The sequence below is a fragment of the Polaribacter staleyi genome, assembly GCF_038024045.1.
Classification (GTDB): Bacteria; Bacteroidota; Bacteroidia; order Flavobacteriales; family Flavobacteriaceae; genus Polaribacter; species Polaribacter butkevichii.
Window position 1 is genome coordinate 2,520,173 of the sequence record NZ_CP150665.1, and the last position, 23,456, is coordinate 2,543,628.

The 23,456-nt window shown below is 29.0% G+C and carries 26 protein-coding genes; 10 read left to right on the top strand and 16 right to left on the bottom strand.

The window, feature by feature from the left end; translation table 11 throughout:
• Nucleotides 1-21: 21 nt before the first annotated feature.
• Nucleotides 22-525 carry a CvpA family protein gene (locus WHD07_RS10810; protein ID WP_343328398.1) on the bottom strand — a complete coding sequence of 168 codons (504 nt, stop codon included), beginning with the start codon at nucleotides 523-525 and terminating at the stop codon, nucleotides 22-24.
• A gap of 83 nt (nucleotides 526-608) precedes the next feature.
• Between WHD07_RS10810 and WHD07_RS10815 the strand changes: the two genes are divergently transcribed.
• The 3 genes from WHD07_RS10815 (at nucleotide 609) to WHD07_RS10825 (ending at nucleotide 2,963) form a co-directional block, all read left to right on the top strand.
• Nucleotides 609-959 (top strand): hypothetical protein, encoded by a 351-nt coding sequence (locus tag WHD07_RS10815; protein ID WP_343328399.1) that lies wholly within the window; start codon nucleotides 609-611, stop codon nucleotides 957-959.
• A 148-nt stretch (nucleotides 960-1,107) separates the two neighbouring features.
• On the top strand, nucleotides 1,108-2,472 hold the full coding sequence (locus WHD07_RS10820) for a TlpA family protein disulfide reductase (RefSeq protein WP_343328400.1): 1,365 nt from the start codon (nucleotides 1,108-1,110) through the stop codon (nucleotides 2,470-2,472).
• Entirely contained in the window at nucleotides 2,472-2,963 is a 492-nt protein-coding gene (locus WHD07_RS10825) for a TlpA disulfide reductase family protein (RefSeq protein WP_343328401.1), read from the top strand. The genes WHD07_RS10820 and WHD07_RS10825 overlap by 1 nt, the downstream gene beginning before the upstream one ends.
• Nucleotides 2,964-2,965: 2 nt before the next feature.
• On the opposite strand, the gene WHD07_RS10830 is transcribed toward WHD07_RS10825, so the two are convergent.
• Both WHD07_RS10830 and WHD07_RS10835 read right to left on the bottom strand, forming a co-directional pair.
• Nucleotides 2,966-3,868, bottom strand: coding sequence for a DMT family transporter (locus tag WHD07_RS10830; RefSeq protein ID WP_343328402.1), 903 nt, complete (start codon nucleotides 3,866-3,868; stop codon nucleotides 2,966-2,968).
• Nucleotides 3,869-3,946: 78 nt separating this feature from the next.
• Complete coding sequence (locus WHD07_RS10835; RefSeq protein ID WP_343328403.1) at nucleotides 3,947-4,306, bottom strand: YraN family protein; 360 nt, start codon at nucleotides 4,304-4,306, stop codon at nucleotides 3,947-3,949.
• Between the two features lie 64 nt (nucleotides 4,307-4,370).
• Here WHD07_RS10835 and WHD07_RS10840 point away from each other — a divergent pair, with 64 nt between their 5' ends.
• Nucleotides 4,371-4,760, top strand: coding sequence for a hypothetical protein (locus WHD07_RS10840; protein WP_343328404.1), 390 nt, complete (start codon nucleotides 4,371-4,373; stop codon nucleotides 4,758-4,760).
• On the opposite strand, the gene WHD07_RS10845 is transcribed toward WHD07_RS10840, so the two are convergent.
• The gene (locus WHD07_RS10845) at nucleotides 4,750-5,703 is read right to left on the bottom strand and encodes an LD-carboxypeptidase (protein WP_343331002.1); all 954 of its coding nucleotides are present in this window, start codon (nucleotides 5,701-5,703) and stop codon (nucleotides 4,750-4,752) included. The genes WHD07_RS10840 and WHD07_RS10845 overlap by 11 nt on opposite strands.
• A gap of 172 nt (nucleotides 5,704-5,875) precedes the next feature.
• Between WHD07_RS10845 and metG the strand changes: the two genes are divergently transcribed.
• Nucleotides 5,876-7,930, top strand: a complete 2,055-nt coding sequence (metG, locus tag WHD07_RS10850; RefSeq protein ID WP_343328405.1) for a methionine--tRNA ligase — start codon at nucleotides 5,876-5,878, stop codon at nucleotides 7,928-7,930.
• 331 nt (nucleotides 7,931-8,261) lie between these two features.
• Here the strand turns inward: metG and WHD07_RS10855 are convergent, their stop codons facing one another.
• The 10 genes from WHD07_RS10855 to WHD07_RS10900 all read right to left on the bottom strand — a co-directional run bounded on the left by WHD07_RS10855 (nucleotide 8,262) and on the right by WHD07_RS10900 (nucleotide 18,891).
• On the bottom strand, nucleotides 8,262-10,478 hold the full coding sequence (locus WHD07_RS10855; protein WP_343328406.1) for a xanthine dehydrogenase family protein molybdopterin-binding subunit: 2,217 nt from the start codon (nucleotides 10,476-10,478) through the stop codon (nucleotides 8,262-8,264).
• Nucleotides 10,479-10,539: 61 nt separating this feature from the next.
• Nucleotides 10,540-11,001, bottom strand: a complete 462-nt coding sequence (locus WHD07_RS10860) for a (2Fe-2S)-binding protein (protein ID WP_105049773.1) — start codon at nucleotides 10,999-11,001, stop codon at nucleotides 10,540-10,542.
• A 179-nt stretch (nucleotides 11,002-11,180) separates the two neighbouring features.
• Entirely contained in the window at nucleotides 11,181-11,630 is a 450-nt protein-coding gene (locus tag WHD07_RS10865) for a hypothetical protein (RefSeq protein ID WP_105049772.1), read from the bottom strand.
• A gap of 247 nt (nucleotides 11,631-11,877) precedes the next feature.
• Complete coding sequence (locus tag WHD07_RS10870) at nucleotides 11,878-12,294, bottom strand: hypothetical protein (protein ID WP_343328407.1); 417 nt, start codon at nucleotides 12,292-12,294, stop codon at nucleotides 11,878-11,880.
• 15 nt (nucleotides 12,295-12,309) lie between these two features.
• Nucleotides 12,310-13,683, bottom strand: a complete 1,374-nt coding sequence (locus tag WHD07_RS10875) for an MBL fold metallo-hydrolase (RefSeq protein WP_343331003.1) — start codon at nucleotides 13,681-13,683, stop codon at nucleotides 12,310-12,312.
• Between the two features lie 4 nt (nucleotides 13,684-13,687).
• Entirely contained in the window at nucleotides 13,688-14,539 is an 852-nt protein-coding gene (locus WHD07_RS10880) for an ATP cone domain-containing protein (RefSeq protein ID WP_105049770.1), read from the bottom strand.
• A gap of 341 nt (nucleotides 14,540-14,880) precedes the next feature.
• Nucleotides 14,881-15,183, bottom strand: coding sequence for a ribosome hibernation-promoting factor, HPF/YfiA family (gene hpf, locus WHD07_RS10885; protein WP_105049769.1), 303 nt, complete (start codon nucleotides 15,181-15,183; stop codon nucleotides 14,881-14,883).
• 491 nt (nucleotides 15,184-15,674) lie between these two features.
• Nucleotides 15,675-16,514: a universal stress protein gene (locus WHD07_RS10890; RefSeq protein WP_105049767.1), complete on the bottom strand. Its 840-nt coding sequence runs from the start codon at nucleotides 16,512-16,514 to the stop codon at nucleotides 15,675-15,677.
• 89 nt (nucleotides 16,515-16,603) lie between these two features.
• Nucleotides 16,604-17,653 (bottom strand): response regulator, encoded by a 1,050-nt coding sequence (locus WHD07_RS10895; protein ID WP_343328408.1) that lies wholly within the window; start codon nucleotides 17,651-17,653, stop codon nucleotides 16,604-16,606.
• Entirely contained in the window at nucleotides 17,650-18,891 is a 1,242-nt protein-coding gene (locus WHD07_RS10900) for a PAS domain-containing sensor histidine kinase (RefSeq protein WP_343328409.1), read from the bottom strand. The genes WHD07_RS10895 and WHD07_RS10900 overlap by 4 nt, the downstream gene beginning before the upstream one ends.
• A 140-nt stretch (nucleotides 18,892-19,031) precedes the next feature.
• Here WHD07_RS10900 and WHD07_RS10905 point away from each other — a divergent pair, with 140 nt between their 5' ends.
• The 4 genes from WHD07_RS10905 (at nucleotide 19,032) to WHD07_RS10920 (ending at nucleotide 21,411) form a co-directional block, all read left to right on the top strand.
• Nucleotides 19,032-19,445, top strand: a complete 414-nt coding sequence (locus WHD07_RS10905; RefSeq protein WP_105049764.1) for a hypothetical protein — start codon at nucleotides 19,032-19,034, stop codon at nucleotides 19,443-19,445.
• Nucleotides 19,446-19,611: 166 nt separating this feature from the next.
• Entirely contained in the window at nucleotides 19,612-20,499 is an 888-nt protein-coding gene (locus WHD07_RS10910) for a J domain-containing protein (protein ID WP_343328410.1), read from the top strand.
• Nucleotides 20,500-20,501: 2 nt separating this feature from the next.
• A complete protein-coding gene (locus tag WHD07_RS10915; protein ID WP_105049762.1) occupies nucleotides 20,502-20,798 on the top strand; it encodes a chaperone modulator CbpM in 297 nt (98 codons plus the stop codon).
• Between the two features lie 151 nt (nucleotides 20,799-20,949).
• A complete protein-coding gene (locus WHD07_RS10920; RefSeq protein ID WP_105049761.1) occupies nucleotides 20,950-21,411 on the top strand; it encodes a pyridoxamine 5'-phosphate oxidase family protein in 462 nt (153 codons plus the stop codon).
• Nucleotides 21,412-21,425: 14 nt separating this feature from the next.
• Here the strand turns inward: WHD07_RS10920 and WHD07_RS10925 are convergent, their stop codons facing one another.
• Complete coding sequence (locus tag WHD07_RS10925; protein ID WP_343328411.1) at nucleotides 21,426-21,923, bottom strand: hypothetical protein; 498 nt, start codon at nucleotides 21,921-21,923, stop codon at nucleotides 21,426-21,428.
• A gap of 153 nt (nucleotides 21,924-22,076) precedes the next feature.
• Here WHD07_RS10925 and WHD07_RS10930 point away from each other — a divergent pair, with 153 nt between their 5' ends.
• Nucleotides 22,077-22,997 (top strand): L,D-transpeptidase, encoded by a 921-nt coding sequence (locus tag WHD07_RS10930; RefSeq protein ID WP_343328412.1) that lies wholly within the window; start codon nucleotides 22,077-22,079, stop codon nucleotides 22,995-22,997.
• Nucleotides 22,998-23,063: 66 nt separating this feature from the next.
• Here the strand turns inward: WHD07_RS10930 and WHD07_RS10935 are convergent, their stop codons facing one another.
• Complete coding sequence (locus tag WHD07_RS10935; protein ID WP_105049758.1) at nucleotides 23,064-23,399, bottom strand: single-stranded DNA-binding protein; 336 nt, start codon at nucleotides 23,397-23,399, stop codon at nucleotides 23,064-23,066.
• Nucleotides 23,400-23,456 lie beyond the last annotated feature (57 nt).

Sequence of the window (23,456 nt, forward strand, 5' to 3'; positions counted from 1 at the left end):
TATCAAAAAAACTTAAAATTTCTATAAAGGTTTTTCCGCTTTATCTTCTTTAATTATCGATGGAAAAATAGCTGGTGCTACTTTTTTTACAGGAACATATAATATAGATGCTTCTAAAGTTTCTTTTTCTATAAACGGAATGGTATCATTCATTTTACCAAAGAAAATAAAAACAACACTTAGTATTAAGCCAATCTTTAAAGCGCCAAAAACACCACCTAGTATTTTATTTAGAATTCCTAAAGAGGCAAAATCAGCAATTTTAGTTAATGCTTTTCCTAAAAGTGCAATTACTACAATTATAATTACAAAAGTAATTGCAAAAGAGGCTAAAGAAATATATTCTGGTTTCCAAGAAACATATTCTTTTAAAAAATCTGAAACAAAATACGAAAAATGGATTGCACCGTACACACCACCTATTAATGCAACCAAAGAAGCTACTTCTACAAACAACCCTTTTAACAATCCTCTTACAAAACCAAAAAGGAGTAAAGAAGCAATAATAATATCAAAAATATTCATGGAATTAATTTTCTCAAACCTACATAATTTTTAGTCAATTTAAAAATGCCAGTTGTATCTTTACAACTTATAAAAAAAGTAAGATGTCTAAAACACTCACCTTAAAAGAAAAATGGGATTTGTTAGTTGGTAAATTAACAGATCAATTTGCAGATGGAGACGAATTAAATATGGATGGAATTATCTATTTAATTGGCGTACAAGAATTAGGGCAAGGTCATAGAGAATTTAAGAAAGACGAAAAAGTAAACCTAATGCATATTGCCATTTGTAAGCTTTTAGAACCGTATGGTTATTACGAATTCAATTTTTTTGATGATGATGCTTGGCCACATTATAAAACACTTACAGAATTACCAAACTTAAAACCAGGAGAACAAACTGTGTTAATGAAAGAAGCTATTATAAACTATTTTGACACGCTAAATTATTAACAATACGCTAATAACCTGTAATATTGTTTTCTTTTTAGAACCTTTTTATGGGCAGAATTTATTAAATAAATTCCTAATTTAATAGAGAAATAGTACTTTTGGTACGTTTCTTGAAATTAGCTTAATAAGAACAAATCAAACTTAAAAAATGAAAAAAATACTTGCTTTTATCTTCTTAATTTCTTCATTTGCACAAGCACAATACACTGTTAACGGTACAATGTATCCTACTTTAAAAAGTGATTGGGTTATTTTATATAAAATAGAAGGAGCCACACAAAAGTTTGTACAAAATTCTAAAATAGCAATAGATACTGTTACAATTCAAGGAAAAAAACAAGCAATAGGTAAGTTTAGTTTTACACTACCAACAAACACAAAACCGGGTTCTTATAGAGTAACTTATAAATTAGAGGAAGCTGGTTTTGTAGATTTTATTTTTAATAAAGAAGATGTAAGTTTTAGTTTTAATCCTAATTACGGAAACCAAACCGTTTTTTTTACAGCTTCAAAAGAAAATATTTTATATAAAAGTTATTTAGACAAAAGTTCTGCAGCGCAACAAACATTAGATTCTATACAAGTTGTAGGGTTACAAAATAAAAGTTTAAATTTAAATAAAGAATATAAAAAAGCTTTAAAGCAAGTAAATGATATTCAAAAAGAATATTTAGAAACTTCAAACGGCATGTATGTTCAGCCTTTTATTAAAGCTTCGTTAAAAAATAATTCTTCGGATATTTTAAAAACTCCAGAAGAATATATGTCTAGCATGAATAATACTTTTTTTAACAACATAGATTTTGATAATAAAACGCTTTTAAACTCTTCTTTTTTAATCAGTAGAATTACAGACTATGTTTTTTATATTAATTATTCTGAAGACCAAGAAACACAACAAAATTTATATAAAAAATCGGTAGATACCGTACTTTCTAAAATTGAAAATATCACTTATAAAAAAGATGTAATTGAGTTTTTGGTTACTCAGTTTGAATCTTCTATGAATTTAGATTTAATAGATTATTTGTTTGAAACTTATTACAACAAATTACCAGCTAACATTCAAGATAAAAACTTTAAAAAAGCTAAGCAAGCCTTATTTGCTGCTGAAGTAGGTAGAATTGCACCAGATTTTTCTTGGAAAGAAAACGGTAAAGAATTAAAACTTTCTAAGTTAGACGATGCAGAAAATTATTTATTAATTTTTTGGAGTACCACTTGCTCACATTGTTTAAACGAAATACCACAAGTACATAAATTTTTAAAAGATAATAAAAAAGTAAAAGTAGTTGCTTTCTCTTTAGAAAAAGAAGCTTTTGGATGGAACAATTTTAAGAAAACACTACCAAATTGGCATCATGTTTTAGGGTTAAACAAATGGGAAAACAAAATTGCAAGAACCTATAATATTGTTTCTACACCAAGTTATTTTATTTTAGATGCTAACAAAAAAATTATTGCAAAACCAGAACATTTAAAAGATGTAAAAGATTTTTTTACCGAAAAGTAATGGTAAAAAAATGGGTAGTTATTTTTGCGTTATTTATTAATTATAGTGTTGTTAGTCAACAATATTTTAAAATTAATGATGACGCTCCTAGCTTTAAATTATGGCTTACAGATGGTACAAAATTAACCAATAAAGAAATTAAAGAAAAAGTAGTTATTTTTAAATTTTGGTTTACCTCTTGCATGCCTTGTTTAACAGACATTCCTAAATTAAATAACCTTGTAAAAGAGTTTGAAAAAAGAGATGATATTTTATTTATTGCACCTGCATTAGATAGAAAACCAGTAATAGAAAAACTATTAAAAGTACATCCTTTTAACTTTCAAATTGCTTATTCTGCTATGGATGTAAGTCAGAAATTTAACAAACAACAAGTATACCCCTCTTATTTTATCATCAATAAAAAAGGAAAAATTGCCTACATAGATAGTGGCAATAAAAAATCTGATATTAGTGATTTAAGAAAAGCTATTTTAAAAGCTTTAAAGTAGTCTTACTTTTTCTTTGCTTGATTTAAAGAGGTTATAATAATACCAATTACCACTAAAAAGGCTCCAAAAAACTGAAGTAAAGTTAACCGTTCTCCTAAGAAAAAAGACGCTAATATTATGGTAGATATTGGCCCAACACCAGCAACAATAGCAAAGTTAGACGAGCTAATCATTTTAATAGAAGTACTTACTAAAAACGAAGGTATTACGGTTGCAAATATTGCTATTAAAAACCCAAAACCATATACCTGCCAAGGTAGATGAAACAAATCTGTATCACCAATAATGCTAAAGTGAACAAACACACAAAAGCAAGAAACTAACATGGCATAAGCCGTAAACCTTACCACACCAAATTTAGGAATTAACCAGCCGCTACCTACTAAATAAGAAGCATAGGTTATTGCACTTAAAAGCACAAAAAAGCCTCCTAAATACACATTATTACCAGAAATATCAACCTCATCAGAAAAAGCAATTACAATACCTACGTATGATAAAAAGATGGCAAGCGCCTGAAATTTAGTAATAGGTTGTTTAAAGAATAATCTATTTAATAAAATAACAATGGTAGGATATACAAATAAAATAATACGCTCTAAACTTGCTTTTATATAGCTTAAGCCTTCAAAATCGAAATAACTTGATAAATAATAACCAACCAAACCAAAAAATACTACCCAATAATAATCTTTATGAGTCGTTTTAATATGCTCATTTTGTTTCCGGTACAAAAACGCAATCACCACATAAAAAGGAAAAGAAAATAACATTCTTAACAATAACATAGTAATGGCATCTACATTATAATTGTACGCCAGTTTTACCATTACAGCTTTAGAAGAAAAAAGGACAATACCTAAAACACCTAAAAGAACACCAAACCAAAACTTTTTTGTAACCATAGAACGAAACTAAAACTTAGGCTTTTAAAAAGTTCATTTATTGAATATTGATTACGATGTTCAGCTGAAAAGGAATTGTTAAAAATGAAGAAAAGCATCTTCTAAATGCTCAATTTTTGTTTCTTTTTGTTGATGGATAATCGCAATAATATCAAAACGGACATCAACATCTAAATCTTTATCAACCACGTAATAATCAATTGCAGACAGTAAGAGTTTTATTTTCTTCGGATTTACAAAGTCTTGCGGATTACCAAAATAATCGGTACTTCTTGTTTTTACTTCTACAACCGCTAAAGTGTTATCTTTTTTAGCAATAATATCTACTTCTGCTTTTAAATAACGGTAATTGGTTTCTAAAATTTTATAACCATTTTTTAATAAAAAATCAATGGCTAATTTTTCTCCTTCTTTTCCAAGTTCATTGTGTTCTGCCATTTTTTTTAAGTTTTTAGTCTTCAGTTGGCAGTTTTCAGTCTGTTGTTAAATTGAAAATTGCAGCATGTTAATTTACAAATTATTACTTACTTTTATAATAATGGAAAAAGAAACGCTTATTAAATATTTAGAGTTCTTAAAAACAGAATCCAAAAGACATCAAAATGATAAAATTATTACTGATGATGAGTTTAATCAATTAGAAATTGAAATAAAAAGATTTATACAGAAAATTAAAGAAAGCTTATTTTCTAAAGAAATAAAATTCATAATATCACAAATAGACTTTAACCTAAATGAAGAAAATCACAATAAACCAAAACACAAATGGCTGAATTTTATTGGTGGTTTTCAGGCTAATGAATTTAAGCAACAAGAAAATCGTAAACAACGGTTTTTAAAACTTTACAATGAGCTAGACGCTACTTTATTTAAAGTAAAATCTATTTTGTAAACTTAACAAAATACTGTCCGTTACCAACAGATAGCTTTATGTTTCGTCCAAAAATCATTGCTCTATTATCTGCTTCATGTCCCGCAGGGAAATCAAAGAAAACAGGAATATCCTCTGGAACAACATCTAAAATTAATTGCTCAATAGTACTTCCCCATTTAGTAGAATTCTTTCTGATAGAAGACATATTACCTATAATTACAGCACTTACATTTGTAAAATATCCGGCACGTTTTAAACTTTGTAACATTCTATCAATAGAATATTTATACTCGCCAATTTCTTCAATAAACAACACTTTACCATCCGTATTTAACTGACTTTTAGAACCTAACATAGATGCTAAAATAGCCAAGTTTCCTCCTACTATTTGTCCTTCTATTATTTCTGATGATGGAATTCTATTATATTTTGATGATGGAATTTTATAAGAAATAGCTGTACCAAACAACGCTTTTTTAAAACTCGAAATTGTTTTAATAATTTCCTCTGGCTTCTCCTCTAAACTACTTGCCATCATTCCATGAATGGTTTCTACGCCTAAATTATGAATGTGGTTGTGAAACGCGGTAATATCAGAATACCCAATAATCCATTTTGGGTGCTCCATAAACGTTGTGTAATCTAATAAGTCTAAAATTCTTACAGAACCGTAACCGCCTCTTGCAGCCCAAATTGCTTTAATGTTTGGGTTGTCTAACGCATCCTGAAAATCTTGACAACGTTCTACATCCGTTCCTGCAAAATGATTGTTTTGTTTGAATACGTTTTTACCTATAACTACTTTTAAACCCCAACTTTCTGCTAATTTTTTAGCTTTAAGAATGGTTGCTTGTCTGTTTTTTAAAATTCCAGCAGGCGCAACAATAGCAATTGTATCTCCTTTTTTTAAATAAGCAGGTGTACTTAGTTTTTCTTGTGCTTTTATCGATGAAAAAATCATCAATAAAAACGTAATAAATAGCATATTTTTCTTCAAAATAGGTGTTGTTTCTTGTTTCTGATTGTATAAAAATCTTATTATGGTAAATGTATCAATTTTCAATGGTTTTTAAAACTCCGTTTTTCGTACTTTTGCACTTCAAAAATCAGTCCACAATTAATACATAGAACACATGAGTGCTCCTAAAAGATATACAATTACTGCCGCTTTACCTTATACAAATGGTCCAATTCATATTGGTCATTTAGCAGGTGTTTACGTTCCTGCAGATATTTATGCGCGTTATTTACGCTTAACTGGTAATGATGTTGCCTACATTTCTGGTTCAGATGAACACGGAGCTGCCATACCAATGAGAGCTAAAAAAGAAGGCGTTTCTCCGCAAGTAATTATTGATAAATACCACGGAATCATCAAAAAATCTTTCGAAGATTTCGGAATTTCTTTTGATAATTATTCTAGAACCTCAGCAAAAGTTCATCATGAAACTGCATCTGAATTTTTTACAAAAATGTATAATGATGGTGAGTTTATAGAAGAAGTTTCTGCACAATTGTATGATGAAGAAGCAAATCAGTTTTTAGCAGATAGGTTTGTAGTAGGAACTTGCCCTAAATGTGGTTTCGAAGAAAGTTATGGAGATCAATGTGAAAACTGTGGTACTTCTCATAACGCAACAGATTTAATTAACCCTAAATCTGCAATTACAGGTAATGTACCAACAGTAAAAGAAACAAAACACTGGTTTTTACCTCTAGATAAGCACGAAGCTTTTTTACGTGAGTGGATTTTAGAAGGTCATAAAAAAGATTGGAAACCGAATGTTTACGGACAGGTAAAAAGTTGGGTAGAAGATGGTTTAAGACCAAGAGCAGTAACAAGAGATTTAGATTGGGGAATTCCGGTTCCTTTAAAAGATGCCGAAGGAAAAGTTTTATATGTTTGGTTTGATGCGCCAATTGGCTACATTTCATCTACCAAAGAATGGGCAGCAAGAGAAGGAAAAAACTGGGAAGATTATTGGAAAAAGGATGATACCAAATTGGTTCATTTTATAGGAAAAGACAATATTGTTTTTCACTGTATTATTTTTCCATCGATGTTAAAAGCACATGGAGATTATATTTTACCAGATAATGTACCTGCAAACGAGTTCTTAAATTTAGAAGGAAATAAATTATCGACTTCTAAAAACTGGGCAGTTTGGTTGCATGAGTATTTAGAAGAATTTCCAGATCAGCAAGATGTTTTGCGCTATACCTTAACAGCAAACGCACCAGAAAGTAAAGACAACGATTTTACTTGGAAAGATTTTCAGGCTAAAAACAACAACGAATTGGTTGCTATTTTTGGTAACTTTATTAATAGAGTTGTGGTTTTAACTAACAAATATTACGAGGGAATTGTACCTGCACCAAATGATTTTACAGAAGTAGATGAAGATGTTTTAGCAGCTGTAAAAGAGTTTCCGAATATTATTGGTAAGTCTATAGAAAGATACCGATTTAGAGAAGCTAGCCAAGAATTAATGAATTTAGCAAGACTTGGTAACAAGTATTTAGCGGATGAAGAACCTTGGAAGGTTATAAAAGTTGATGCAGCACGTGTACAAACAATTATGTATGTTGCTTTGCAAATTTCTACAGCATTGGCAGTGGCTTCTAAACCATTTTTACCGTTTACTTCGGATAAATTAAAAGGAATTTTAAATATTGATGACTCGCTTTCTTGGACAGATGTTACCGAAAAAGATGTTTTATTACCTGCAGCGCATCAAATAAACAAAGCAGAATTGTTGTTTTCTAAAATTGAAGATAAAACAATTGATGCTCAGATAGAAAAATTACAAGCAACTAAACTTGCCAACGAACAAGAAAATAAAGTAGTAGAACCACAAAAAGAAACCATAGAGTTTGATGATTTTACCAAACTAGATATTAGAATTGGTACTATTTTAGAAGCAGAAAAAGTGGCTAAAACTAAAAAGCTTTTAAAATTAAAGGTTGATGTTGGTATCGATACAAGAACAATAGTTTCTGGTATTGCAGAAAGCTTTTCGCCAGAAGATATTATTGGTCAGCAAGTTTCTGTTTTGGTAAACTTAGCACCCAGAAAAATTAGAGGCGTAGAAAGCCAAGGTATGATTTTAATGACAGATACTCCTGATGGAAAATTAGCTTTTGTAGAGCCAGAAAAAGCCGTTAAAAACGGACAACAAGTAAGTTAAATCTATTTTATTTACTGATAAACTAAAAAAAGCGACTTTTAAGTGGCTTTTTTTAGTTTATCAGCAATTTTACACGACTAAAGATACTCTTTTAATCGACAGATTATTGTCAATAATCGAAAGACACTTACACTTTGTAAGCATTTAAAAAATTACTTTTAGAAACGCTTTATATTTGTATCATATTAGCAATGCCCCCATAAATGTGCTAAATATTGAGTAGCAAGTTAAAAGGTTCCCTAAGAATTTTAACAAAAAAAGTTACTCACATCCAATTGTCAAAACCATGTATTTGGTTTTGGCAATTTTTTTGTTTTAAACTCATTTAAAATTAGCTTAAAATTGAATCTTGTTTTAATTCATTTATAAACGGCTGCTTGTAAATTCTCTTACCTAAAGCCGCATTAATTGCGTTGGCAACTGCCCCACCTGCTGGAGGTAAACCTGGTTCTCCCAAACCTGTAGGAGATAAATCATTTTCTACAAAATGAACGGCGACTTTTGGCGTTTCTTGCATTCTGATTAATCTATATGTATCAAAATTTTTGTGTGTTGGTTTTCCATCCTTTAAAGAAAAATCAGCATACATAGCGTGCCCTATTCCATCTAAAACACCACCTTCTAATTGGTTTCTTGCTCCTGTTGGGTTTACTACAACACCACAATCTACCGCAACAGTTACTTTTTTAACTATAGGAAAACCATCTTTTAAAACAATATCTGCAATTTCTGCGACATGTGTATTATGGCTATAATATGCAGAAAAACCTTGGTAAACACCTTCTTTTGTTTTTCCCCAATTTCCTTTTTCTCTCACTAATTTAATAGTGTCTTGCATTCTTTGTCCGGAATATTCAATTTTTTTATCAGTAGTTCCTTTTACGTTTTCTAATAAATCTAAACGTAATTGAATAGGATCTATATTTAATTCTGATGCCAATTCATCAAAGAAACTTTGTTCTGCAAATGCTAAAAAATTGGTATAAGGAGCTCTCCATGCACCTGTTGTAACGTTACTTTTATAATTGCCTGTTTCTACTTTATAATTAGGAATACATCCTGCAGGAAAAAAATTAGGAATTAATCCATACATATTACTACCAACAGCTGCTTCAATTAAATGATATCCAATTACTTTTCCGTCTTTTAAAGCGGCTTTTATTCTATATTTTACAGAAGGCTTGTAAACTCCTGTAGTCATATCATCTTCTCTTGTAGAGATTAATTTAATCGGTTTTTTTATAACACTAGATATTTCTGCGGCTTCGTATACAAAATCTCCGTAGAGTCTTCTACCAAAACCACCTCCCATTCTTGTCATTTCTACAGACACCTTATCTACATTAAAATCTAACATTTCTGCAACCACTTGTGCTGCAAATTCTGGTGTTTGTACAGGACCTGCTAATTGAATATTTTCTGCAGTTACATTTGCATAAAAATTCATAGGTTCCATACAATTGTGTGGTAAAAAAGGAGAATGATATGTTTTTTCAATCACTTTATCTGCCGTTGCAAAAGCCTTTTTTAAATTACCATCTTCTCTTCTTGTTGCTAAACGTTTTCCTTCTAATATCTTCGTTAATGCTTTATTTTGATTTTCTGTAGATTCTAATTTAGAGTCTTCTTTCCAAATTGCAGTAAGTGCTTTTTTTCCTTTAATTGCAGCCCAAGTATTTGTTGCAATTACCACTACTTTATCGGTTTCTGACATTTTAAAAGTCCAGTTTTTCTTCCCTGAATTCAAAAATTTTCTCGCTTTATCGCCAATGGTAATTACATCAATAACACCATTTATTTTTTTTGCTTCAGAAGCGTCAAAACTTTCTAATATTTGCCCAAAAGCTGGAGGTCTTAAAACAGATGCATATAACATACCTTCTGCCTTATAATCCAATCCAAAAAGAGGTTTTCCTGTAATAATCTTATCAATATCTACGTTTACTATTTCTTGACCAATAATTGTAAAATCTTTAATTTCTTTCAACTTTACATCTTCTGGAATTGATAACAAAGCTGCTTCTTTTACAACATCTCCATAGCCTAATTTATCTCCGTTTGCATTTGTAATAATTCCTTTTGATGCTTTACAAGTACTAGCATCTACATTCCACTTTACGGCAGCCGCATTAACTAACAATTGTTTTGTGGTTGCACCTGTTTGCCTTAAAGCATCCCAACCAAAACGTATCGATTGGCTACCTCCTGCAACTTGTCTTTTAAAATTTTTAGTATCTAAATTAGCTTGTACAACACGTACTTTGCTCCATTCTACATCTAATTCTTCTGCAATAATCATAGGCATTGCTGTTTTTACACCTTGCCCAATTTCTGGATTTGGAGAAAAAATAGTAACGTAACCATCATCAGAAATTTTAATAAACGCATTAAAATCATTAAAGTTTAAACTATCAAGATCTACTGGCATTACGGCTTCTGGTTTGCAAGCCGTTAATAAATTAAAACCAACTAAAAGGCCACCACTTGCTAAAACAGATGCCTTTAAAAAGTTTCTTCTGCTAAAATTATTCTTTGATTTAGATTCCATTTTGTGAAGTAATTTTTAGGTTTTCCTCTTCAAAAAAAATTTGAGGAACCACTTTTTTATATTAAGACATTTTTTCTGCAGCAACTTTTACCGCTTTTTCTATTCTATTATAAGAAGCACATCTACAAATATTACCATGCATAGCTTCTCTTATTTCTTCTTCTGAAGGATTTTTATTTTCTGATAAAAACGCAGAAGCAGTCATTATTTGTCCTGCCTGACAATATCCACATTGTGGTACATCAATTTCTTTCCAAGCCTCTTGTACAGGGTGTTTTCCATCATCAGACAACCCTTCTATCGTTGTAATTTTTACATCATCTAAAATAGAAACTTGCATTTGGCAACTTCTTGTAGCAACACCGTCTATATGTACTGTACAAGCACCACATTGTGCAATACCACAACCAAATTTTGTACCTACTAAATTTAGTTCATCCCTTAAAACCCATAACAAGGGTGTATCTGCATCTGCAGAAACTGCACGTACTTTTCCGTTAATATGAAGCTTATAATTTGGCATAGAAAGAGGTTTATAATTTAACTTGAAAGTTACAAAAAATTGCCGTTGTTATTTTAACCAGATGTAAAACCAAGAGTATTTGTGATTTTTTTAACAAAAAAGAACCCGTTCAATAATGAACGAGTTCTTAATTTTCATTGCAATTTTCTGCAGCTTTATCTTAATATTTTACAATAATCTTATTCTACATCTATTATTCGTTTTCCTTTTTCTGTTTTTTTAATTTTTTTTAAAATCTCAAATAAATTTAATTTTAGAGCTCTGTGCTCTTTTAAATGATTTTTAAACAGAACCAGAACTGTTTTGTGTTCTGTTTTATAAGCTTCCTCTTTTTTAGGTTCATCTTTTACGTCTACTAAAACTTCAAGACCATTTTTATGCTTTTTAACCAACTCAATTAACTTGTCATTGGTTTTTTTAGAGTTACTTAAAATTTCGATAAATTCTTTACTTTTAGAATAGGCTTGAAAATCGATTAATTGAAGCGTATTCCACTTTATTAAATCTTCAAAAAAAAGATATTCATCATTTAAAAATTCTAAATCTATAAGCCATTCTTTAGAGTCATTATGCATTTCTTCTGCACTTAACCATTTTATAAAACTTGTATTTACTTGTGCTATTTTCATGATGTTATTTTTAAATCTAATCAGTAGAAAGGAGTTCCCCCGAACTCCTAACTACTTATTAATTACATTTACACAACCTTAGAAGTTACTTTGGTTGCTGTTTTTATATTTTTATAAACTAAAAAAAAGTGATTTTTATTTATAAAAATATAAGGTACTCTTAAAAACTCTTTGTCATCATTAATTCTCGTACCAAATTACGAATAACAAAAAACCCATAAACTGATAATTATCAGTTAATTAATATTTATATTTTTAAAACACTTTCTAAATATTGAAACATTTGAATTTTAAAGGCCTTGCATTTCCTGAAAAAATTATATGTTTTTTCTTCTAACTCATTGTGCTTATTTATAAAGAAATTATCGCACGATAAATCATCACATTCTATTTTATTTGAAATTGAGTTTGAATGTAATTTAATTTCATCTAACAACGCAAAAGCTTCTTTTTCTGTAGACTTAATATCTTTTTTAAACATTTCTAAGTTCTCAAATAGATTCATAGAGTTTCCTTTAAAAGTAGAGCCTTCTATAAGATTTTGATAAAATTTATATTCAATAAGTTCTTCTTCTATTCTTATTGTATATTGAAGCATATTGTATTTTAATTCTTCAATAGATTTGTTTTCATTAAAACTTTTATAACTTTTGTTTGCTTCCATTTTATTCAATTTTTATTAAATTTCAACTTTCTCAACAGAATCTAGTTTAGGTATTACTGCATTCCAATTATAAGTATCTTTTATTTTAACCCTAAAAGCATCTAAATCGGTGGGCTCTCCATGAATTAAAAATATTTTTTCTGGAACATTTTTAATGTTTTTCATCCAGCTTATTAAATCTTGCTGATCTGCGTGTGCAGATAAACTCTCTATGGTTTTAACTGTTGCTTTTACAAGATAATATTTACCTCTAAAACGAATTTCGTGAGCGCCATCTAATAATTGTCTTCCACGAGTTCCTTCTGCTTGATAGCCTACTAATAAAACTGTAGTTGCTTTTTCATCTATTAATTGTTGCAAATAGGTTAATACCCTACCACCTGTTACCATGCCGCTTCCGGCAATTATAATTTTAGATCTTTTATCGTCTATTGTTTCCCATGTTTCTTTGTAAGATTGAACAATATTTACATGATTGCACATGGCATTATAATCTTCTACTGGTAATTTATGCCAGGTAGGAAAACGTTTAAAAACATCTAAAACTCTATTACCCATCGGACTATCAACAAAAATAGGGATATTCGGAATCTTATTTTCTTTATACAGTTTCCATAAAATATACATAAGCGTTTGCAAGCGTTCTACAGCAAAACTCGGAATTATTAGGTTTCCTTTCTTTTGAATAGTTTCCTTAATAATAGTAGCCAATTTTTGCTCTACATCTTCTACTGGATGTAGCTTATTACCATACGTACTTTCTATAAATAAAAAATCTGCCCTTTCTGGTGTTTTGGGATCTTGTAAAAGATAATCATTTTTTCTACCAATATCTCCAGAAAACACAAAACGTTTACCTTTAATATCTAATTCTATAAAAGTTGCACCAATGATATGTCCGTTCTGTTGAAAACGATATTTTATATTTTCTGATAACAAAAGCCACTCGTTATCTTCTTTTACATCAAACTGCTTGATGGTTTTTTCGGCATCTTCAATAGTATAAAAAGGTAACGCAGGTTTGTGAGATGAATATTCCTCTTCGTTTGCTTTTTCTGCCTCTTCTTCATTAATTTTAGCACTGTCCTTTAATATAATCTTGGCAATGGCTAATGTGGGTGCGGTTCCTATAATTTTACCTACAAAACCTTGTTTTACTAATCTAGGTAAATATCCAACGTGATCTAAATGGCCATGTGTTAAAAGTACAACATCAATTTTGCTAACATCAACAGGTAAATCTTGCCAATTTAGTTCTCTAAGTTCTTTTAAACCTTGAAACATACCACAATCTATCAATATGTTTTTCTCTGAAGTTTCAATTAAAAATTTTGAGCCTGTTACCACTCCAGAAGCTCCTAAAAAATTTATTTTAGCAAAATGTTCCATTTGATTAATGATTTTTACTGTTACACAATTGCTTAATTTCATTTAGAATTCTATCTTTTCTAATGTTAGAAATACCTAAATGATCTAAGTAAAAAACGTCTTCTATTACCTCTCTACATAAAACTACATTTCTGTTTAATAAAAATTCTTTTTCTCTATTTGTTAGTAAGGTAGAAACTGTAATTGGGTACAATCCTAAACGATCTATTTTATCTTTTAAACCATCTCCTTTAGGATAATCCCAACTTAATAAATGCAAACCACAACAGTTACCAAATTTTAATGCATCTTCTGTAAATCTTGTGTTTGTAACAACCCAACCTTCTATTAATTTAGATTCTGTTTGATTGTTTGTGTCCCAATGTGCTTTTACATCTAAATAACGAGAGTTAATGTATAAAGGCACTTTTACATTACAATTAAAGCCTTGCTCTCCATGAAACTTGCATTCTACAATAATGGTTTCCTTATTCTTTGTTGCAGTTACATCTATTTCGTGTGTAACACATTTACCGTTTAAAATTTTACCAACTTCTACACTGTATCCAGCATATTTAAAAACTGCAGCAACAAACCTTTCAAAAGGAAAACCAGTGGGTCCTAACTCGTAAATTGCTTTCTTTAATTTGTATTTAGAGGCAAAATGACGTTCTTTCTTTTTAAGTAGCGCAAACGCTCTATTATAAATTTCTTTGGTTGAAATACCTTGGTATAACTCATCTCTAACTTTATCTATAATTTGATTTACAATAGCATCTTCTGCTCCGGTTCTTTTTAATGAAGCATAGAGCTTACTTGTAGAAAATTTTACTTTTTTTCCAGAATATTTTATGACATTTATATTAGTATCATCCATATTGAAAATTAAAGAACATTATAAACAAAATTGTAAGATGTAGAAAATTTCTACCCAATGAGCTTACCTAATTATAAGCCATATCATTTATAGCTTAAACAGTTTTTACTTTAGTATCAATACCTTTATAAAAGAGTGCTAATTCTTTTTTAAATTTATTTTTACTTTTACAGGTTCAAAAAACTTAGTTAATGCTTTTTAAGTACTAACTAAGTTCTTTTATTATCATTGCACGTATATGTAGCGTACATTTTTTAAAGCTAACTTTATCTTTACAATAAAAGTATGATATATATCAGCTTAAAAAAGAGTGCTATTTTAGAAGATTTTTAATGCTAAAATTATAAATAAGGTTTTACAATTCCTTTTCTCTTTTTTAATTGAATTTCTAAATCTGAAATAGTGTTTTTTACAGCAAGTTCATAATTTTTTTCATTAGAAGAAGCAAATAGTCTTGGTCCTGGAACACTCAATTCTATTTCGCAAATCATTCCCTTATCTTTAGAATCATTTTCCTTTTTAAAAAACACGTTTGCATTTAAAATTTTGTCGAATTTTTTAACCAAACTAGCTAGCTTTTTTTCTGTATAAGCTTCCATAGTTTCACTTGTAGACATGTTAACAAATTGAATATTTATTTTCATCTTTATGAATTTTAAGTTAATATAAATTCCCATTTCATGGGAGAGACAATATCTAAGGAAACCTCTAAAAACATCAAGAGGAATTCTTTTAATTTAAAAGATTATAATGGCATATCCTATATTTAATAGGTAAATACCTACTAAAAAAAGTAGTGTGTAAATTACTTGTACAAATTTAATATTTACAAACTTTAACCAATTGATTGTTCGTTTCGGAAAAATAAAAAGAAACAAACCAATAAGTAATGAAGACCAACCAATTAGGGTTATGATGAGTTTCCAATTAGGCTGCCAAATGTTATGAAGCAGAATATTTATCAACCCAATAATAATTGATAAAAAAGATAAAATAATTAAAAATTTCTGATCTTCTAAATCATTAAATATTTGCCGAATCCTTTTTGGATTAAAGCTTAGAATAACGAAAAATATAAGTAAATAATAACCCCAAAACTTTGCTAAAAAAATTGAATTTTCCATAACATAATGTTTTATTCATGAAGCACTAAAAAAGGAACGTCTGTATGATAACTTATTTCTGCCACTTTGGTATGAAATAGTATCTGTTGAAAATAGTTAAGGTTTTTTGCAACCATAACAATCATGTCTATATTTCTACTGTTTACAAAACACTGTACAGCATCTTCTACTTTTTTATTGGTTAAAAAATGAAAACTATGACTGTAATTGTAAAAGTAATCTTCTAGTAATTCTTTACTTTTTTGTTGATCTGCATTTAATGCAGTTACTTTTTTACTGATATTTAAAACTCTTAATGATGCTTTTTTTTCTTCTAAAATATTTATGATAGGTTGTAATAATTGCAAATCTGTAGACAATGAAAAATCGGTAGGAAATGCAATCTCTTCAATTTTACCAAATTTTGCATTCTCTGGCACTACTAAAGTGGTACATTTTACTTTTGTAATAACATCTCCAGTATTGCTACCCGTAATAAAACCGGCAAGACCACTAGCTCCTTTTGTTCCCATTACAATTACATCTATTTTTTTTTCTTCGATATGTTGTCTTATCGATTCTATAAAAAAGTTGGTATCTGTTAAAGTGACAAATTTATGTTTGGTGTTATTAAAATTTTCTACTATTTTTTGTTGTAGTTTTTTTAATGCTGTTTTTGCGTTTTCTATATTAACATCCACAAGAAGTTCTTGTGTTTGGGCGTAATAATAATCTTCTGTTGCAACGTTGCTTAGTCTATTAATGTGTAATAAATAAAAATTACACATTGAGTCTTTATAAAAATTTAAAGCGTACTCAATAGCGTTCCAAGAATTATCAGAAAAATCTGTAGGTAATAAAATATTTTTCATTGTAATTCGTCTTTAATATCAGACAAATTTATGGCTACAATGCTTTTTAAAAAATGATATTGGTCATATCAACCTACACTTAGTACGTATTAGCAGATTTCTCTTAACCTTTCTAAGTCTAAAATTCTAATAGTTCTACCCTCTATTTCTATAAGTCCTTGTTTTTTAAAATTAGACATGGTTCTTATTAATGTTTCTGTTGCAATACCAGCAACACTTGCTAAATCGTTTCTAGAAATTTTTATTTGATCTTCTGGTTTTCTATTTAATTTTTCTGCAAATATTAAAATTGTTTTTGCCGTTTTTTTACTTACAGAACTGTAGGCCATTTGCAAAAGTTGGTCTTTTACAACTGCCAAATCTTCTGTTAGCAATTCTATTAATTCTAACGTTACTTTATGATTTTTGTTTAAAACATTGGTTAATGCTTTTTTAGAAAGCCCTACCAACTCGGTTTCTTGAATTGCAGTTGCAGATTCTTGATAGGCTAAATTTTGAGTAAAAGAAGTATACCCAAACAAATCGTCTTCTTTGTATAAAGCAGTGGTAAGTTGTTTACCTTGTTCATCTAATTTATGGCATTTTACCAACCCTCTATTTATTAAGTAAATATAATTAGAGTTATTACCTTCTTTATAAATGGTTGCTTCTTTAGCAAAAACAAAAGACTCTCCGTTATCTTCAAAATAATTTTTTAGATCATTAAGACTTCTTATATCTTCTGTTTCTTCTACTTTTACTACTTTTTTTTCTCTAATATCTTTTAGTATAGACGCTTTTGCTAATCTGCTTTCTATGGCACTAATCAATTCATCCTCACTAAAAGGTTTTGTTATGTAATCATCTGCACCTAAATCCATTCCCTTTCTAACATCTTTTCTTTCTGTTTTTGCTGATAAAAATATAAAAGGGATGTGTTGTGTGCTTTCATTTTTAGTTAAAGCTTCTAAAACACCATAACCATCTAGTTCTGGCATCATAATATCACAAACAATAATATCTGGTAAAGTTTCTTTTGCTACTTGTACTCCTATTTTTCCATTTGCAGCATTTACAACCTCGTAGTTAGATAATTCTAAAAGTTCTGATGTGTTTTCTCTTAAAACTACATCGTCTTCTATTAATAATATTTTTTTCATATTGCTTTGTTAATAATCTTCATTGTAAAAGTAGAACCGACATTTTCTTCACTTTCAAAAGTAATCGTTCCTCCTAAATTTTCTAAATGACTTTTAATAATATTTAAGCCAATTCCTGTTCCTTGTGTTAATAAAGCATTTTCTGCTCTAAAATAACGATTAAATATATTTTTCTGATCTGCTTTCGGAATACCAATTCCGTTATCTTTAATATTAATGGTAGTCTCTTTTTTATCTTGTGTTATATTGATGCTAATTTCTGTATTTTCTGGTGAATATTTAATGGCATTGTTTACCAAGTTAGATAACGCTAACTCCACCGTTTTTTCATCTTGTGTTAAAGAAATTTCATCGATGTCTTCTGGATAATTAATTCTTTGTCCTTCTTTTAAAAGCATATTTGCATTGTAAATTACCTCATCTACAACCTTGCTTAATTTAAAAGTATGAAACTTGTAATTTATTTTACCCGTCTCTAATTTTTCTACGGATAAAAAATCATTTAAAATATTATTTAAATAATGTACTTTATTGGTAATTGTTTGTAAATGCTTGTCTCTTTTTTCTTGTTGTTCAGACAGTTTATATTTACCTAATAACATGGTAGAAGTTAAAATACCACTTAAAGGTGTTTTAAACTCATGAGATACCAACGATAAAAATTTGGTTTTTAATTCATTGAGCTCTTTTTCTTTTTTTAACGCGGCTTTAATTTGGTTTTCGGCTTCTATCCTTTTATGGTTTTCTTCGTCTAACTCTAAATTAACTACCTTTAATTCGTTAACCGTTTTGCTTAGTTCTTTTGTTCTTTCGCTCACCTTTTTTTCGAGCTCTTCATTTAATTTATAGATTTCTTCTTCCTGTTGTTTTCTAACAGAAATATCTATAACTAAAGCCATTACAAAAGTTTTTCCATAAATTTCAAACGGATTTAAACCGGCTTCTAAAGGAAAAATATCTCCATTTTTTCGAGCTCCATATAAACCTCGCCCATTCCCCATCTGCCTTTTTTCTTTATTCTTCATAAAGCCATTAAAATGAGCTCCATGACCGGCATGATAATTTTTAGGTATTAAAACATCTAGCTTTTTTTTAACAAGCTCACCTTTCTCGTAACCAAACATTTTTTCTACAGAAGTATTTACAGAAACAATGTTTTGCTGATCATCTACCACTACAACTCCCTCTGAAACAGCTTCAAAAAGTACATTAAAAATATCTTGCTCTTTGTTTAGCATTATTTGTAATAAATTATCAGATTAATTAAAGGTTTAAAAATACTATATTTTGTGCAAAAGAGACACTTAATAATGACGAATGTCATAATTTAACCGTAAATAATAGTATAAATTTACAAACATTCATAAACCTTTTAATTATGAAACCTTCACAAAACACTATTATTTCTTTTTATGAAAACCTAGGTAAATTATTTTATGCAATTGCTGCCGCCGATAATGTTGTAGAAGAAATTGAGTTTACTATTTTAAAAGAAATTGTAAAAAATAAATGGACAAAAGTAGATCCTGTTGATGATGATTTTCATTCTGATGCAGCCTATCAAATTGAAACTGTTTTCGATTGGTTAAATACCGAAGGTTTTTCTAATTCTGAAACTTGTTATGCTGAGTTTATAGATTTTAAAAAAGAACATCCATCTTTATTTACAGAAGGCATTAAAAGTCTAATAAGCAAAACAGCTACCAAAATAGCAGCTTCTGTAGACGATACAGATCAATCTGAATTTAACTTGGTTAAAAAACTAAATTTAGCATTAGAAAAAACAACATAGTCTGCACAAAAAACACAATGTTAAACTTCTTTTTGGTTTTTATTGATTAATTTAAAAAACTGCTAAAATGATTAGTTATCGGTTTAAATAACTGATATTTCTCATTTTATCTATAATTTAATTGTACTACTTTTAATTTTGCTCTAGAAGCTTAAAAAAACAAAAAATGGCAACTGTAGATTATTACAAAATATTAGGAATTACTAAAAGTGCTTCTGAAGCTGATATTAAAAAAGCCTACAGAAAATTAGCACGAAAATACCATCCAGATTTAAATCCGAATGATAAAACTGCCGAAAAACAATTTAAAGAAATTAATGAAGCTAATGAAGTTTTAAGCAATCCAGAAAATCGTAAGAAATACGACCAATATGGTGAGCATTGGCAAAACGGGGAGGCTTACGAACAAGAAAAACAAAGACAACAAGCACATCAAAAAAGATCTCAAAGCAGTCAAGGAAGTTATTCTCAAGAAGATTTTTCTGATATTTTTGGAGACATCTTTGGCGGTGGTGCAACTTCTGGAAGAAGAACAAGTGCAAAATATAGAGGACAAGATTACAATTCTGAAATTCAACTAAATTTAAAAGATGTTTATAAAACCCAAAAACAGGTAATTACTGTTAATGGTAAAAACATTAGAATTACCATTCCTGCCGGTGTAGAAAACGGACAAATCATCAAAATTAAAGGTCATGGCGGTAAAGGCGTAAATAACGGACCTAATGGCGATTTATACATTCAGTTTTCTATTGTAAACAACACTAAATTTAAACGAGACAAAGACAACCTTTATATTGATGTAGATTTAGACGTGTACACAGCTTTACTTGGCGGTCAATTAATGGTAGATACTTTTGATGGAAAAGTAAAATTAACGGTTAAACCAGAAACAGAAAATGGCACCAAAGTAAAATTGAAAGGAAAAGGGTTTCCTACATATAAAAAAGAAGGTCAGTTTGGAGATTTGTTTATCACCTATAAACTTAAAATACCTACCAAACTAAGCCAAAAAGAAATAGAGCTAATTAAAGAATTACAAAAACAACGCTAATTATGGAAACTCAAAATTTAATATCTATACAGCAATTTTGTAAGCACTACAGCATTCCTAAAACTTTTATAAATGAATTAAAAGAATACGAATTAATAGAAGTTATTGTAGAAAATGATAATCATTATATAAAAGTTACTCAAATTACAGAAGTAGAAAAAATGATTCGCTTACACTATGATTTAAACATAAACTTAGAAGGTGTTGATGTAATTTACAACTTATTAAACCAAGTAGATGCTTTAAAAAAAGAAATTACAGATTTGCAAAACAAGCTTACGTTTTATGAAAAAGAGTAAAAAATTAAAATAATTTCTTATTATTTACACTTCACAGCCATAAGATTTATTTAAAGATCATCTTTTTTAATTTTAAAAAACTGATTTATATCAGTTTTTAGTTACCTGACTTTAACTACCTTAGTCATACTTTCACTTAAAAACTAGCATCATGGTAACGAATTTAAACGATAATGAATGCGTACAAATTTTATCTAACAACTATGTAGGGCAATTAGGTTATATTTATATTGACAGACCCTTTGTTGTACCTATGACCTATTTTTTTGATAAGGAAAATATTATTATTGGTTATTCTGAAGACGGTCATAAAACAATGGCAATGAGAAATTATAGAAAAGTATCTCTACAAGTTTCGGAAAAACAAAGCAGTACTGTTTGTAATTCTGTTTTAGTACATGGCTTCTATAAAGAATTATCTGGCTCAGAAGCAAAAAAACATTTACATGAATTTTATGCAGGAATTAAAGAGCTTATTTCTAAAAAAGAACATAGAAACTTACACTGTATTAGTGATTTTTCACATAAAATAAACAAAAATAATACACCTATTGTATTTAAAATTACCATTGATGAAATAACAGGTAAAAAGGTTACACACGATAATTCTTAATCTTTTACAAAAAACTATTTGTGCTGAAAACCTAATTGAGTTTTATAAGACGGAACTTCCCATTTTATCATCTCTTTTAAAAATTCATCTACTTTTTCTATAATTAGCTTTGCTGTAATTTCTGTTGGACCATAAATACCTAATTCTAAACTATTGTTTTCTATTGGTAACTGCTCTACGTACGGAAAAAGAACCATTACATATACATCTCCGCTATACGATTGTGAAAAAACCAATGCACCTCCTTGTATAAATTGATATGCAGGTATTTTATTTGTACAATCCATAAGCTCTGCAGGAAAAGAATCGAATATAATATTTACCGCTTCATTATTATTAATCCAATTAAGTTCTTGAACTTTCCACCCAATATTATAGCTTTTAACAGTATTCCGTAAGGTTTTTAATATTAACTTTTTAGTATTAGTTTCCCACTCAGATTTTTTATCAACAACTATTTTAATAGATGCTTTGTAATCATTAATCCGCTCTTCTAAATGTTCTATTTTCATAATAATACATTTTAAAATACTTATGTAAAAGAACTTAAAATTATATCAATTAGAAATGATATTCATCAGCTAGTTCTATGTATGATGAATATCATTCTATTTCTTTTAAAAAAAGTATAACTTAGGTCTACTAGGTTTCTAATTCGTTGAATTATGAAAAATAAAGTAAAATATTATATCGTTTTAGTAGTACTAATATTCTTTAATATTAGCAATTCGAATGCAATTACATTTCTACAAGTAACCCCTATTTTAAAACGTACTTTTATCCCTAAAAAAGTAAAGGTAAAAAAGAATATAACCGTAGAAAATTACTTTCAATTTATAGATTCTGTAGTGGTAAAATACGATTCTTTAACAAACTATAAGTTAACAGAACATTTACTGGTTAGGGCAAATCCTTATATAATTGATGTACTAAAAAATACAGATTATTATCTGATGATTAAAAAGGATTCTTTTGTTTATGATCAGAAAAAAATGATTGTCTTAAAAAAAGGAGATCAACTTATTGTACCCAACTCTAAATTAGCTAAAAAGTTGTCTGATTCTTTTAAAAGTACAAGAATTGATGTTAATATTCCTGAATTTAAACTCCGAATTTTAGAAAACTCAAAAGAACTTTATAGTTTTCCTATTAGAGTGGGTAGAAATGAAAAAAAGTATCTAAAAATGGCCGGACGTATTTTAGATCTAAAAACAAAAACAGGAGAAGGAAAAATAGTTGGCTATGAACGTTTTCCTGATTTCTATAACCCAGCAAATGGACATCGATATTATCTAACCAACAGAGATGATAAAAAGGTTACAAAGTTACCACAAGTGCCTTTTATAGAAACCGAAATTAATGGCATCCGTTACGGGCAATTAATACATACAACTACCAATCCTAAAACATTAGAAAAAGCCTATTCTAATGGCTGTATTGGCACAAAAGAATCAGATATTTGGGTTATCTATTATTATGCTCCCGTCAATACTAAAATTACCATTAGATATCATTTAAATATAAAAGACTCAATTAGTGGTAAAACAACAGTTTTAAAAGATATTTATGGCTATCAAAAAAAATAATGAATGTACATTATAAAAGCATTGGTACTTAAACCAATGCTTTTATTTTTACCAAAAACCGTAAATTTATTTGCCTCCTAAAAGCAACAATTCGTTCACCAAAATTTCTGTTACATATCTTTTTTCACCTTCTTTTGTGTCATAAGACCTATTTGTTAATTTCCCTTCAACGGCTATTTCTTGTCCTTTTTTTACATAATTTTCTACCACATTAACCAAACCACCAGTTATCACAATATTGTGCCAATAAGCACGCTCTACTTTATTACCTGCCTTGTCTTTATAACTATCATCTGTTGCCATAGAAAATTTAGCCATTTTATTGCCATCTTTAAAAGTTACTATTTCTGGTTCTTGACCTAATCTACCAATTAACTGTACTTTGTTTCTTAACGTATTCATAAGATAAGTTTTTAAATTATTATTTTATTGTTGTCAATTCGTTTTGACACCGCAAAG

Coding starts and splice junctions, on each gene's coding strand:
- WHD07_RS10810 (WP_343328398.1), bottom strand. CDS start 525: ATGAATATTTTTGATATTATTATTGCTTCTTTACTCCTTTTTGGTTTT.
- WHD07_RS10815 (WP_343328399.1), top strand. CDS start 609: ATGTCTAAAACACTCACCTTAAAAGAAAAATGGGATTTGTTAGTTGGT.
- WHD07_RS10820 (WP_343328400.1), top strand. CDS start 1,108: ATGAAAAAAATACTTGCTTTTATCTTCTTAATTTCTTCATTTGCACAA.
- WHD07_RS10825 (WP_343328401.1), top strand. CDS start 2,472: ATGGTAAAAAAATGGGTAGTTATTTTTGCGTTATTTATTAATTATAGT.
- WHD07_RS10830 (WP_343328402.1), bottom strand. CDS start 3,868: ATGGTTACAAAAAAGTTTTGGTTTGGTGTTCTTTTAGGTGTTTTAGGT.
- WHD07_RS10835 (WP_343328403.1), bottom strand. CDS start 4,306: ATGGCAGAACACAATGAACTTGGAAAAGAAGGAGAAAAATTAGCCATT.
- WHD07_RS10840 (WP_343328404.1), top strand. CDS start 4,371: ATGTTAATTTACAAATTATTACTTACTTTTATAATAATGGAAAAAGAA.
- WHD07_RS10845 (WP_343331002.1), bottom strand. CDS start 5,703: ATGATTTTTTCATCGATAAAAGCACAAGAAAAACTAAGTACACCTGCT.
- metG (WP_343328405.1), top strand. CDS start 5,876: ATGAGTGCTCCTAAAAGATATACAATTACTGCCGCTTTACCTTATACA.
- WHD07_RS10855 (WP_343328406.1), bottom strand. CDS start 10,478: ATGGAATCTAAATCAAAGAATAATTTTAGCAGAAGAAACTTTTTAAAG.
- WHD07_RS10860 (WP_105049773.1), bottom strand. CDS start 11,001: ATGCCAAATTATAAGCTTCATATTAACGGAAAAGTACGTGCAGTTTCT.
- WHD07_RS10865 (WP_105049772.1), bottom strand. CDS start 11,630: ATGAAAATAGCACAAGTAAATACAAGTTTTATAAAATGGTTAAGTGCA.
- WHD07_RS10870 (WP_343328407.1), bottom strand. CDS start 12,294: ATGGAAGCAAACAAAAGTTATAAAAGTTTTAATGAAAACAAATCTATT.
- WHD07_RS10875 (WP_343331003.1), bottom strand. CDS start 13,683: ATGGAACATTTTGCTAAAATAAATTTTTTAGGAGCTTCTGGAGTGGTA.
- WHD07_RS10880 (WP_105049770.1), bottom strand. CDS start 14,539: ATGGATGATACTAATATAAATGTCATAAAATATTCTGGAAAAAAAGTA.
- hpf (WP_105049769.1), bottom strand. CDS start 15,183: ATGAAAATAAATATTCAATTTGTTAACATGTCTACAAGTGAAACTATG.
- WHD07_RS10890 (WP_105049767.1), bottom strand. CDS start 16,514: ATGAAAAATATTTTATTACCTACAGATTTTTCTGATAATTCTTGGAAC.
- WHD07_RS10895 (WP_343328408.1), bottom strand. CDS start 17,653: ATGAAAAAAATATTATTAATAGAAGACGATGTAGTTTTAAGAGAAAAC.
- WHD07_RS10900 (WP_343328409.1), bottom strand. CDS start 18,891: ATGCTAAACAAAGAGCAAGATATTTTTAATGTACTTTTTGAAGCTGTT.
- WHD07_RS10905 (WP_105049764.1), top strand. CDS start 19,032: ATGAAACCTTCACAAAACACTATTATTTCTTTTTATGAAAACCTAGGT.
- WHD07_RS10910 (WP_343328410.1), top strand. CDS start 19,612: ATGGCAACTGTAGATTATTACAAAATATTAGGAATTACTAAAAGTGCT.
- WHD07_RS10915 (WP_105049762.1), top strand. CDS start 20,502: ATGGAAACTCAAAATTTAATATCTATACAGCAATTTTGTAAGCACTAC.
- WHD07_RS10920 (WP_105049761.1), top strand. CDS start 20,950: ATGGTAACGAATTTAAACGATAATGAATGCGTACAAATTTTATCTAAC.
- WHD07_RS10925 (WP_343328411.1), bottom strand. CDS start 21,923: ATGAAAATAGAACATTTAGAAGAGCGGATTAATGATTACAAAGCATCT.
- WHD07_RS10930 (WP_343328412.1), top strand. CDS start 22,077: ATGAAAAATAAAGTAAAATATTATATCGTTTTAGTAGTACTAATATTC.
- WHD07_RS10935 (WP_105049758.1), bottom strand. CDS start 23,399: ATGAATACGTTAAGAAACAAAGTACAGTTAATTGGTAGATTAGGTCAA.